Source organism: Paenibacillus sp. J31R122 (assembly GCF_056269185.1).
Genome location: NZ_JBWDNM010000029.1, coordinates 17,174 through 31,034, shown reverse-complemented (window position 1 = coordinate 31,034; position 13,861 = coordinate 17,174). Strand labels below are relative to the sequence as shown.

Sequence of the window (13,861 nt, the reverse complement as noted above, 5' to 3'; positions counted from 1 at the left end):
CCCAAGCCCAAGCCCAAGCCCAAGCCCAAGCCCAAGCCCAAGCCCAAGCCCAAGCCCAAGCCCAAGCCCAAGCCCAAGCCCAAGCCCAAGCCCAAGCCCAAGCCCAAGCCCGAGCCCGAGCCCAAGCCCGGATCCAGGCAATGGCACACCATTGACAATTGTCAATTCGGGTGTCGCCAATGCCGATATTTTGATCGGTTCGGAGGCGGATGAAATGCTGCTCTATGCAGCCCAGGAATTGCAGAAGTCAGTCAAGCTCGTAAGCGGGGCTGAGCTGCCAATCTTTAAAAGGGATTTATCGGCGGCTGTTAGTATCTTGTTTGCAAACAGTGAATTGTCGTTGGCCAAAAGCGGGCACTATCCACTCGAAGTGCATATCGTGAATAACGAGGCCAGTCCTGCCACAATCTCACTTGTACAAACCGGCAATATCGCCATTCCTGTCAACTTGCCGACGGAAGTGTCAGTGGGCGCATATGAACGAAAGATTGTCCGCGGTTCTTTTCAAATGACAGAAGCATTACCTGATGGCAGTTATGTCATAGAGGTTAAGGCGAATTCAAGCAGTGGTGTTACGCTTCATACACTTTCGCTTCCTGTACAGTATACATCGAACCTGCTGGTTAATCAGGGGTTTGAACACAATAATGGTGACAAGCTGCAAGGCTGGCATTTACCATCTGGTGTTAGGGACGCAGCGGTATGGCGAACTGGCGCTCATTCCATGCGTATCGATCTTGATGGCAATTCGTATATGTTTGCCAAGAGTGAACAGGAACTTCAATTGACCCCAGGCAAACAATATAAGCTAAGCGCATGGGTGAAATCGGCGGGTGCTGGAAAGATGAATATGGAAATACACGAGCGGCTTGCGAGCGGCGGCAGTAATCCTGTAACTGCCCGGGTGGAAAGTACATTAACTGACGAATGGACATTGGTGGAACTGGACTATGCTCCGCCTGTGACTGCCAAATACAATTTCAATAATGTCTACTTCTTCATGTCGGGCACTGACTCGATGTGGGTGGATGATATTAAGCTGATTGAAGTAAATGCAGAGGAAGAAACAATGCCAGCGATTACTACTGTCAGCTCAGGCAATGCTAGCGGTAAAGCAGAGATTATACTTGCTACACCTGATACCGAGCCGCAGCTTTCAAATCTATATGCAGTTGATCTCAGTTTTCTTGCCCAGTCAGACGGCTATGCTATCCGTAATGCGGGCAGCCATATTTACATCATTGGCGATGAATCTCGCGGCGTCTTGAATGGGGTGTATGATTTCCTTGAAGAAAATGCGGATATGCTGTGGACACGCTCCGTGGATATAGGGACACTTTATGAACACCAGTCAACGATTATTGCAGAGAAGGTTGACTATATCGAAAAATCGCCGTTCCAGCTCCGAGGTTGGCATACGACTGGTTCAGGCAAATATGGAGAGTTCCATTCGGATCTGGACACGGAAAAGATGCTCGCTCGCAACAAATTAAATATCAAACTGGCGGAAATGGGCAATGTGCAGTATTGGGATAGGCATGATGGTGTAGGAATTACGCCATTTCTTCTTGGTCATAACTTGGACTCTTGGCTGCCTAATGAAAAATACTTTGCCGCGCATCCCGAATACTATAATGAAATTAATGGGGAGTACGTGCCTGTAACTCTGGATCGTTCGCAAATTAATTTTTATCATCCGGATGTGCCGGGAGTTGTAGCTAATGAAATCAGGGAACTGCTCTCCGTCCAGCCGCTGGAGTATGTTGGGGTCGGCATTATGGATAACCAAACGTTCAGCCAGGGAGAGCTTAGCAATCAACCGTTTACAACTCCGGCGGGGCTTACTGTACAACCGGAAGATCCGGCGTATAAATCAACTGTTTTCTTTACATTCCTGAATAAAGTGGCGGCGGATTTAAAGCAGACTCATCCGAATGTGAAAATTCCGACATTCGCTTATTTCTTTACCGACACACCGCCTAAGGTTGAATTGGAAGATAATATTATTATTGTAATGGCACCGGCTGCGGAAGACGTGAGGGCTCCATTCAATACAACGGATCAAAGCAATTCGAACTATAACTACAAGCTGAAGCTTGAGGCCTGGACAGCGAAGACGCAAAATATTGTTATGTATAATTATTATGGCTGTTGCTCCAACAATGTATATGAGAGGCCAATTGCCGGCAAAGTCCAAGCGGATCTGCAATACTATCGCGATCTTGGCATTACCGGTGTATTGCCTGAAGGGCAGGTAGACAACAGCAATATCTGGGGCATCAACGCCTTGCAATATTGGCTCATCCACAACTTGTATTGGGATCCTGATGCCGATCTGGATGTGTTGAAAGACAAATTTTTGACTAAGGCTTACGGGGCAGCTGCTGAAGCGATGGGCACCTATTATGATTTGATAGAGCAGGGTTATAATTATGACCAGCAGCCCGTCAACGTTTATTCCCGGGAAAGCCAATATATCGGCCGTTATGTCATTCAGGCCGGAATAGCGGATGCTGCACAAGCCGCTCTGGATACAGCGTGGGAGCTGGCGGATACTGAGGGCAAGCAGCGCATTGCCCCTATTAAAACAACATTTGAAACGATGGTATTCACAGTTGGGCAATTGCCGAGTCTATCAGCAACAGCTTATAAAACGACCTATAGTAAAGAAGATATTATGAATGCTGCAGATTTCAGCTCAGGGCCTTGGACGGAGGCGGTGCCAATGAACGATTTCCGAGAAATGGGCACCAAGCTTCAGGTACCGGAAGAAACAAAGGTGTACTTGCTTTGGGACGATGAAAATTTGTATGTCGGATATGAAAATTTCGATAATGATCTGGACAGCATGGTTGTCAGCGAGAGCGCTCCAGCTGAATGGTGGAGCAGCGGTGCGGATGATTCGGTTGAGACCTATGTCACTGGAAACAGGGAGGGAACATATTATGGCTTCTTCTCCAATCCGGCTGAGGTGAAATTTGAATATAAGTCGTTTCAAGATCCATCGTATAACGCGACATGGTATGCGGGTGCCCACATAGGTACAGATCGCTGGAATGCCATTCAAGTTATTCCTTTTGCCAGCATTGGCGTCAATCCTGCGAATACCGATACACTCTATGGCTTCTTCTTCCGAAACTTTCATGGCAAGGAGCGCTTTATTACCTGGGGGGGAGGCACAGTCTGGAATCCGAGTGATTTCTATCCTATTCATCTGAAACAGTCCAATAACCAGACTAATCTCGTTGAGAATCCCGGTTTTGAGCAAGGTAATGAAGGTAGCTTTGCAGATGGGTGGTTTTCCACGTCAGCGGAGTGGGATCATACGGAAAAGTACAGTGGCACCCACTCTTTGAGACTGGACTTAAATGGTGCGCCGTACGTGTTCACCCGCGCGGATCAGGACCTTGATCTGCAGCCTGGTAAGCGTTACAAGTTGAGCGCGCGGGTCAAAGGTGCATCATCTGGTAGTATAAGCATGTCCATCTATGGAGTCAAAACAGACGGTAACATTAAAATGGAGGCTAATGTGGATGCTAGTGCCAATCATCAATGGCAGTCGATAGAATTGGAATATGAACCTGCCTTAGCTATGCCATATGATCACCACTGGGTTTACATCTTTATGTCAGGTACTGATAAGCTATGGATCGACGACGTCGTAATTACGGAAATAGCAGCACCTGAGGCAGGCAACCTGCTGTACAATTCGGGATTTGAAATTGCCACGCCGTCCAGTTTTCCGGATCGATGGTTTTCAGCGACCGGGGTGTGGGATCATGACGTGGCTCATAGTGGCGGACGTTCTTTAAAGATTGAGCTGCAAGGAGCCCAATATGAGATGGCCAGATCATTGCAGGATTTTGAACTCGAGCCTGGCAAGCGGTATAAGCTGAGTGCTTGGGTAAAGGGGCTCACTGCCGGTTCGGCAAATATGTCCATCTATGAGATGCTGCCAGGTGGTGGGAATAATCCAGTAACAGCAAATGCAGACATTGTCTTGAATGGCGAGTGGCAACTGCTCGAGCTGGAATATGAGCCGGATCTTAATGCATCATATGAGCATAACAATATCTATTTCTTCATGTCCGGCACGGATGCAATGTGGGTCGATGATGTTTCGCTTGTTGAGTTGCCTAATTGATCACAATCTGGAGGAGATTGGACTTGAATAAGTTGAAGGCGGAGCATTTTGAAGCAAGAATTGTAAGGCTGAAGGAAGCGATGCGTCAGAAAGGGCTGGATGCTTGTCTTATTTATGGAGATGAGTATAGAAGGGAAAACTTGCGTTATGTAAGTAATTTTTGGCCACTATTTGAAAGAGGCGCACTTATTGTACCTATTGCTGGAGAGCCCATTCTATTGGCAGCGCCGGAGGGGGAAGTCATGTGCAAAGAAATGAGCGCATGGCCAGATATTCGGTTCGTGCCGGACTTCTCCTGCGTAACCGTACCTGATGAAATTGAATATCCCCAAGCAAACTATACTAGCTTCCAAATGGTTTTTGAGGAGCTGAGAAGCAAGGGAACGCTCGGGAAAATAGGAATTGTTGGAATGGATGCTATGCCACATACTGTTTATATAGCGATTCGAGATAGCGTTCCAGGGAGTGAAGTAGTTGATGCGAACTCTATCCTATTTGATCAACGTCTATTAAAGACGAGTGAGGAAATTGCTTGTTTAAAGGAAGCGGCGCGCATTGCGGATTGTGCGTATAAAGCATTGCTGCAAAGTGCAAAGCCTGGAGTGACGGAATTACAACTAGCAGCAGCGGCACATGAGGCAGCATTTCAAGAAGGTGCAGAATATATTCCGTTCTGCCTCATATCGAGCGGTGAGCGTGTTGCTACGATAATTGGAAGAGCAACACAAAAAGTCATCGAAGATGGCGATATGATCATGGCTGCACTTGCCGTTCAATACGAGGGATATATAGCGACGATCAATTTTCCATTTGTAGTTGGAGAAGCATCAGAGCAACAAAAGAAGTTTATTGATTTGTTAATAGAAGCAAATAAGAGAGGGAAAGCAGCAATTAAACCAGGAATCCGAATGGCGGATATGGTGAAGGAGGTAAAGCAATATTTTAGAGAACAGGGAGTATCGCATTATGATCTTTATCCGCCTCTTCATGGTTGTGGCGTAGCTGAGGCTGAATCACCGTATCCGAATGAGAACTCTACAGGTATGTTCTTGACAGGTATGACAGTGAACACCGATATTAGCTTATTTGGTCACCCCGATGGCTCGAATCGGATTGAAGAATGTTTTGTTGTTACAAGTGATGGTCATGAGCCGATGTCACGGCTTGTAGGGGAACTAAGTCGTCAATGGCTAACAAGTCGGGAGTTAACTCTAGGCGCTCTGACATAGCAGACACCCTCATCAATAGGCTCTATCAATCGAAGGCTAGACACTGGAAAGGTCTATAAGAGGAAGACGCTCAGTAGAGAGAATTGAATTATTATAGTCTAAAAATACATGTCCCCCTAGGCCGACGAGACTCAGGTATTTATCCTGATTTTCGCTCGGCTTTTTCTTTTGACAAGACTACACCCTATTTTTATTCGTTATCCTCAGTGTTCCGTCCAAACACTTTTCTTCTTTGATCATAAGATATTTCGAAAATGAGTAAAGGAGGATTTATATGGCAGCAAAAGTGAAGGTTAGCCCGCAATTCAAAAGACTTTGTATGCAATTCGGAAAAATTCTAGGTGGTGAATCGGAAGTTGATGAAGGTCCGGTTTGTTTTGTCACGCGCATGACGAACTTAAGGGAGACGATCCTGGGAAGAAGAACGCGCTCGCCTTTGGTGCAAATGCAAATGTTTTCGTTTGAATCTCTAGATAAGTCGGGCCGCGCGCTTTGTTTGGGCGAGACTGCCGTACATCAAAATCAAGTGAATCGATTGATGTCGAATCTCCGTAAACGTGGGATAAAAGTGACTGCGCTTCATAATCACTGGCTAAAAGAAAACCCTCGTTTAATGTATATGCACTGGGAATCCATTGACAATCCTGTTGCGTTTGCTAGAAAAACCAAAGAATCCATTGCGTTCTTGGGTTAATGCAGTGGAGTGGTGAAGTTGTATTCTTAACTTATTCCGAAAGGATGATTTCTTATGGAGGAACATGTGAAAGCAAGTCCCCGTTTTAGAAGACTATGTAACCAATTTTCAACCATTTTAGGTGGAACCGAGCATGAAATTACAAAGGGACCGGTTTGTTTTGTCAGTAGAAACAGGAAAGTAAACGCCTCAATTTTAGGAAGACGTACCACATCTCCATTGGTCCGTTATCAACTGTTCTCGTTTGAATCACTGGACTGTTCAGGCCGCGCACTGTGTTTAGGGGAAACGGCCCTCTTCCAGAACCAAGTCAATCGATTGCTGTCAAACCTTCGCAGGAACGGGATCAAAGTAACAGCAGTCCATAATCACTGGCTGTTTGAGAATCCACGTCTTATGTATATTCACTGGGAGTCGATCGATAATCCCATTGAATTTGCAAGAAAAGTAAAACGTTCGATTGCCTTCTTAGGCTAATGATGAGGAATCGTACGAACCTGAAAGGTCTTACCCGTCGCTGACGGGTCTTTTTTTTGGCCCGACCAAAATCAGGATATAAGCTTCTTTTGAAATAGGAAAAGGAGATTTTTAGCGGGTCTTCAAATTCAGGCTCATCCTCCATAGCCAATAGTGAACACTATATCTCTTATTGACTAAAGTTCGGAAGTCCGACAGAATGAGAACATCTAGGTAAGTTAGGATGGTATAACAACATGAAAATTTTAAAAAGCTGGTACGGTATTTTAATACTAGCGCTCCCCTCTTTATTCGCATTTGCTACACAAACCTTAACGGGCACAATTAATTTGATCCTGGTAGGGGATCTTGGGTTCGTTATTATTGCTGTCGTTGGGGTTTCCAACATTATTATGTATAATGTTTTTGCTATTTTTTCTGGGATTGGTCATTCTGTTAACTACCTCGTCGCGCAAAATTTCGGAGCTAAGGAGATGCGGACGGGGATGCAGCGAACACATCTGGCACTCGCTGTTAGTGTTGGGGTGGCGCTGCTCATTGCTCTGGCAGGCTGGTTGGCGAGTGGTGCCATCTTAAAGCTGACAGGAGGCTCGGACAATCTCATAGCAAGTGGCGGACAATATTTGGAGCTGCGTTTCTACGCGATGTCTTTCGGAATTATCAGCTTTGCTTTTCATGGTTTTTTCCGCGGAGTTGGCGATACGCGGACGTCGATGGTTGTTTCCATCGTGGCAAATGGTCTAATGGTAGGACTAACCTATGGACTAACCTACGGTCATTGGGGACTGCCTAATATGGGGATCATAGGTGCCGGGTATGCTCTAATAATCGGTGAGGCGGTACAATTGTTCATTTGTTTGATAGTATTCTTCGGACCGATGCATCGACGCTATCAGACGAGAAAATTGCAAAAACCGGACTGGTTAGAGCTAAAGCTCATTTCCCGAGAGAGTGGAAAGCTAGGAATGCAGGAATTTTCTATGAGTATTTCAATGTACATATTCACCATGTTCGTTCTGACATTAGGGGATCTAGCCGCTGCGGCGAATGAGGTTGCGCTAAGTGTAATGTCATTTGGCTTTATGCCTGCTTTTGCTTTCGGTTCGACAGCTACGATTCTAGTTGGTCAGGAGCTTGGACAAAGGCGCCCGGGAGCGGCGAAGATGGCGGGGACAAATACAGCAATTCTAGGGACGATATTCCTTATTGTGCTCGGTACGGTAGAGTTGATTTGGGCGGTGCCGATAGCGAAGCTCTATAGTAATGATCCTGACGTATACGAACTAGCGGCATATTTGATAACAATTTCAGCTTATTTACAGATTTTCGATGGTTTTTATAATTTCTATGCAGGCGGCCTAAGAGGAATTGGTGATACGACATTTTTAATGAGATCATCGTTCGTACTTAGTATCTTTATGTTTATCCCATTGACTTATTTATTCGTCATGGTTCTCGATTGGGGCAGCATGGGGGCGTGGTTCGCGTTGTATTCATTCCTTGTCGCCCTTGGATCGGCTGTAATGATTCGTTATTATCGGACGGATTTCAACGCAGTGAGACTGAAGGAAGCGCAGGGATAATGTTTAGTGAATGTCAGTCGGGTCAATTAATTGATCTGACTGGCATTTTTTTTGTTGAAAACTTTTCAAGAATACAACTAATAGTGATATCTAAATATATGGTAAAATAAACAATATATTGATAACTGAAAACTTCTTTAACTCCTGTTAAATTGGTAAATTATTCACTAAACAGGGTTTAAGATAGTAATTATTTTTTAATAGAATAGGATTGATGCTCCTGATTATTTAAATGAGAGGTGGAGGAATTGTCTGTGAAATTATATGTAACTGTCAAAAGCTTGGGTAAACGTAAGAATGTACTGACGAAAATTGAAATAAAGCTCCCGGTCGTTCCGACAACACTGAGGGAGCTCATTACGGAAGTTATTATTATGAATGTGCAGGAGTTAAAGGATAAGCAACAAAGCACCCAGCTGATTCCATTCTTAACAGGATCAGAGATTGAGGCGCGTGGAGAGAGTGGAAAGATAGGATTCGGTGCGGTCTATAACGAACAGACCCCTGATATTACCAAGGCAGTGGAAACCGCATTATTAGCTTTTGAAGATGGTCTATATAAAGTATTTATTCGAGAAGAAGAGAATAGTCATTTGGAATCACCACTTAAGCTTATGGAAGGAGATGAAATTGTTTTTATAAGGTTCACAATGTTAGCTGGAAGCCTATGGTGAAGGGGGAGAATGAATGATGGAGAAGCATGAACGAGAGAAGCAATATTATGAATTATTGCAAGATAGAGCAGAAGGGATAGATCCTCATCTAGCTCCATTAGCAAATTTAGTAATAGAGTTGGGGCAAATGGGGTATTTGCGTCAGGATGAAGAGTGTTTTTTGAAATGCAAAGAGATTTTGCATTCACTTGCTGCGGGGAATGATGAGATATTATTCCAACCACTAGTGAAAGTTGTAAGGATACTTACGAATGAGTACACGGCAGAAGTGTTTGATTATATCACTTCACATACTACTGAATACCCCTATGGAACAGGATACGAACGTAGACCTTTCCGTACGTCGGAACGACACGCCCACATAGGCCGGGTAATCAGTAAAATGAATTCCCTTTTATCTATGGATTGTCATGGTTTCGCAATTATTGATTATTTGACGTTAGCGGACTATCCGTTACGCCAGAATTATCTGTTGGCACAAACGATTAGTGACGTCATCGCTTTCGAGTTAGATAGTAACAATATAGAGGTCATAGCGGCACTTAAGGAAATTGTATTCGGAGATAATCAGACGGCGTTACTTACTCATGAGATGATCAAAGGAATATTTATGAGTCACCAATCGGATTTATACGTAATGGTGGGTGAACTATTAGCGGCTGCACGATTGCAGGAGGGGCTTCGACAATCCATTGTGGAACGAATGGACGAGGGAACGCTCGAGGCGAACATGTACATGCTGAAGGTCATCATTGATCATGGATTTATTCGCTATAGTTCTGTTGTGAGAGCGCTTGGCGTATGGACCGGTATGGGGCTGGAATCAGCGAACCAACGTGTAGCGGGACAGCTGATTGAAGGCGCCTATCGAGTCTTAAGTGATGAATCTGTTCGTACGTCGTGGTTGTCTAGTGACAATGCGAATGATGTCTATTTAAGTTTATGGGCGACAGCGGTGTATGAAGAACGTGATTTATTCACCGGAATTAAGGACTTGATGGAACATGGTGCGCTGTATCAGAAGATCATTGCACAGTACGTACTCACGAATAGTCAGAATAGAGATGTTCGTTATGGGATTGCTAGGCAATACTTAGATGCTGCGGACACTGAACTACAGTATTGGATTCTAACCAACTATAGTTATGAGTGCCTACGTACTTGGCAAAAAGAAGAAGTTAGCATTACAATTGCGCGTACCCCTCTTTTGGAGGACAAAGAAGAACGCCGACTTGAATTCGAACAGCTGATGGGAATGTTCCTTGGTATGACTCACAAAGAGTTATCCGGACCTTCCAAAGTGTTGAATTTTGCGCATGTTCATTACACGCCAGATCTCCCTATTCGTAAGATGCTATACCTTACAGCTTATGATATGGACAGTAAATGGATCACCGCAATCATCGCCTTGAAGGATCAATTAAGTGCGGATATACGTGGTGAGTTGTTGTCTTATTTCATGCAGGATACGGATCATCCAGAACAGCGTAAATTTATATTCACATCCCTTTCAGATAAGAGCATGAGTAATCGCGAGAAGGCACTCGACAAGGCGAAGAAATTGACGTTATCGGATGAAGAGTTGAAGTTGGTTGAAGGTTTGTTGAAGTTGAAGACAGGTTCCTTACGTCAAAGTGCTATTGAGCTGCTATTGCGTCAGCCTGAGGCCAATGTGACGGTCTCACTAACTCGGTTATTACAAGGCAAGAGTGAATTGCAACGACTGGCGGCACTGGAGACAATTGTCGAAATTTTCGAGGATAATGAACGAACGGAGCAGTATGAAGGCTTGAGTTCACTGCCTCATTTAATTGAGAGTCCCACACCTAAGGAACAGCAATTGATAGGAAGACTTAGTCAAAAGAATGAATATACAGCAGCAAATGGCTATGGTCTATTCGATCCGAATACAATCGAACCTTGGCTCACAGAGACTACAGCAATAGGGGAGTTCGAGTGCAGGCATATCTTTAGGTTGTCTGCGGGAGATGTAATCCATTTTCTCGCTGGGCTGGAGCAAGAAATTCATAATCATCGTGATCATGAGTATGAGGTAGAGTATTACTCTGGTTATAAGGATACGCAGCTGCTCGGTGCAGGCTTAAGAAGGATTCGTCCATTTCAAGAGGAAGAGGACGATACACCAGAGCTTACGAGATATCCGCTGCACAAGGTGTGGAGAGATTACTTGGAACGGAGTAATTTAGGAGCCTCTGAATTATTAGAGATCTATTTCTATTCTATACTGGACCCTCTTGATCAGACACTGAACCAGTATTATCGGTATTTCTCTGATGAGATGGATTACGCTGAGCTTAGGAAGCATACACTGCTCGAGGGTTGGCGTAAGGAGTTTGCGGAGCAGTTGTATCCTGTTGCCCAAATTCAAGAGATTAAAGATGCGCTCAAAGGATTTAAGTATAGTAATCAGATCAGCATCCTTCTTTTTGCTTACTTCATGGATAGCGATAAAAGTTCAACATTTGATTTAACGATAAAGGCCTTGAATGTTATGATGCAAGCGATGCCTAAAGAGAAAGTATCCAAAGAGTGGGGGATATTGAGGCTCTTAGCGAATCCATGGTTCTCAATGGTCCGTAGTCGAATATATGATGATGACAGCTTTAAGCGGATGTTCCATACTTTTTATACATTTAATAGCATGAACCCGAATGAGAAAGTTGATTCGGTACTTGACCTTAAGGATTACTTACGTGCTTTTGAAGCGGGGATGATTGGAACAGGGGAAGTATATCGGGAATTAGTCGGCAGTCAAGACAGTCGCAATCATATTCGCAATATTACTTCTAAACGATATGATTGGATAGATCACAAGCCTAAGTTAATTACGATTCGTCAGACCGCTGTTGAGAGAATTCTAGAGGTGGAGCTCGAACGTGGTGATCTAGCTACTGAGGTAACACCTCTGGCCATGGGGCTGGAGCGGATCGAGGGTATGGAGCATTTCATTCATATATTATCAGGGCTGCAGGAGGAAACCTTCATCCGTGGCTATATCTATGGATATGGGGATAGTATTACGAAGAAGGAATCTCTCAGTCATCTGCTTAAGATCAGTTATCCACGTGAGGGCGAAGATGACACACTTTTGAGACAGATGCTTGTAGGTCTTAATATTACGGAGAAAAGGTTACTGGAAGCAGCTATGTACGCTCCTCAATGGTTAGATATTGTAGCTAAGTATTTAAATTGGGAGGGTCTGCGCAGTGCCGCTTGGTATTTCCATGCGCACATTAATGAAGGTTTCTCTGCTGAGAAAGAAACAGTGGTCGCGCACTATTCACCGATTTCAGCGCAAGACTTTAATGATGGTGCTTTTGATATAAGGTGGTTTAATGAGGCTTATAATACGTTGGGAGAGAAGCGGTTCGACTTATTGTATGAATGCGCAAAATATATTTCTGCTGGAGCCAATCACCGAAGATCACAGCTGTTCGCAGATGCGACACTGGGGAAGCTGGATATTATGGAAATACAAAAGTCCGTAGTAGATAAGCGGAATAAAGATCATTTGCTCTGCTATAGCCTTATTTCATTGCGTGACCATCGCGAACAAGATATTCGTGAACGGTATGAATTCATTCAGCATTTTCTTGCTCAGAGTAAGAAGTTTGGCGCTCAGCGTCGGGCAAGTGAGGGCATGACTTCGCAGATTGCCCTTGGCAATTTGGCAAGAAATGCAGGATATGGAGATGTCATTCGGCTGATGTGGGATATGGAAGCGCGGAAGCTGGACGATATGCAATCCTTCTTTCAGCCCCACAAGCTAGATGAGGAGACGACCGTACAACTTCTTATTGATGACGAAGGAAAGTCAGAGATTGGTATTATGCGTAAAGGAAAAGAGTTGAAATCTGTTCCTGCAAAGTACAAAAAAGATGAATATATTTCTGATTTGAAAGAAATGAAGGTTGAACTGACAGAGCAATACCGGAGAGCCCGCAAGGAACTTGAACGCTCGATGGAGTCAGGTAATACATTTACTCTACAAGAGTTGAAGGGGTTATCAGGGAATCCAGTTATCACCCCCCTTTTACGGACATTGGTGTTTAAATCGGGAGAAGTTTTGGGATATTTCGATGCAGCTGCAGGGGGGCTTATCGATCCAACGGGTAAACTAGTTCTTATTGGGGATAAAGAAGAACTCCTTATAGCACACCCCCTTCATTTATATAAAAGTGGCCACTGGAGCCAGTATCAGAAGGACTTATTCGATCGTCAACTCCGTCAGCCATTTAAGCAGGTGTTCCGTGAGTTGTATCTTCTAAATGCGGATGAGCAGGCTCAGGGAACGATATCTCGCAGATATGCTGGACATCAAGTACAGCCGAGTAAAACGGTCTCCTTACTTAAAGGCCGGCAGTGGACAGTTAGTTATGAAGAGGGACTGCAGAAGGTATATTATGCAGAGAATCTGATCGCGAATCTTTATGCGATGGCAGATTGGTTCTCTCCTTCGGAGAACGAAGCGCCCACTCTTGAGACGGTTCAATTCTTTGATAGGAACACCTATAAAAGCGTAGCCTTGGATAAGGTTCCTCCTATATTATTCTCAGAGGTGATGCGAGACGTAGATTTAGTCGTGAGTGTAGCGCATGTCGGCGGTGTGGATCCAGAAGCCAGCCTGACAACGATAGAGATGCGAAGCATGATCGTCACAGAGTCACTTCGCCTCATGAAGATTGATAATGTTCGTATAGAAGGTAATTATGCTCGAATTGAAGGTACGCTTGGTGAGTATGGTGTGCATCTAGGAAGCGGTATGGTCTACAGACAAGCTACAGGCGCCATGCATATCATTCCTGTACATTCACAACATAGAGGTCGTATATTCCTGCCCTTCATGGATGAAGATCCGAAGACAGCGGAAATTCTGTCGAAAATCGTGATGTTGGCTGAGGATAAGAAGATTAAAGATCCACAGATTCTAATGCAATTGCAATCATAGAGTCATACTGTGACATTGAACAAACTTATTTTTTTAGAAAAACCCGGCTGACCATTAGGTCATAACCGGGTTTTTACTCTTTAAAGCTTCA

Annotated in this window: 7 protein-coding genes; all 7 read left to right on the top strand. The window is 44.3% G+C overall.

The genetic code is table 11. From position 1 onward, the window contains the following. The first annotated feature begins 151 nt into the window (after nt 1-151). Nucleotides 152-4,144 carry a DUF4838 domain-containing protein gene (locus tag AC0YN7_RS28930; RefSeq protein WP_475813473.1) on the top strand — a complete coding sequence of 1,331 codons (3,993 nt, stop codon included), beginning with the start codon at nt 152-154 and terminating at the stop codon, nt 4,142-4,144. Between the two features lie 23 nt (nt 4,145-4,167). Further along, the gene (locus AC0YN7_RS28925) at nt 4,168-5,373 is read left to right on the top strand and encodes a M24 family metallopeptidase (RefSeq protein ID WP_475813472.1); all 1,206 of its coding nucleotides are present in this window, start codon (nt 4,168-4,170) and stop codon (nt 5,371-5,373) included. A gap of 274 nt (nt 5,374-5,647) precedes the next feature. After that, on the top strand, nt 5,648-6,067 hold the full coding sequence (locus tag AC0YN7_RS28920; RefSeq protein ID WP_475813471.1) for a DUF1259 domain-containing protein: 420 nt from the start codon (nt 5,648-5,650) through the stop codon (nt 6,065-6,067). Nucleotides 6,068-6,121: 54 nt separating this feature from the next. Beyond that, entirely contained in the window at nt 6,122-6,544 is a 423-nt protein-coding gene (locus tag AC0YN7_RS28915; protein WP_475813470.1) for a DUF1259 domain-containing protein, read from the top strand. Between the two features lie 236 nt (nt 6,545-6,780). Beyond that, entirely contained in the window at nt 6,781-8,127 is a 1,347-nt protein-coding gene (locus tag AC0YN7_RS28910; protein WP_475813469.1) for an MATE family efflux transporter, read from the top strand. Nucleotides 8,128-8,381: 254 nt separating this feature from the next. Then, nucleotides 8,382-8,801 carry a hypothetical protein gene (locus AC0YN7_RS28905; RefSeq protein WP_475813468.1) on the top strand — a complete coding sequence of 140 codons (420 nt, stop codon included), beginning with the start codon at nt 8,382-8,384 and terminating at the stop codon, nt 8,799-8,801. A gap of 16 nt (nt 8,802-8,817) precedes the next feature. Continuing rightward, complete coding sequence (locus tag AC0YN7_RS28900; protein ID WP_475813474.1) at nt 8,818-13,770, top strand: DUF5724 domain-containing protein; 4,953 nt, start codon at nt 8,818-8,820, stop codon at nt 13,768-13,770. Nucleotides 13,771-13,861 lie beyond the last annotated feature (91 nt).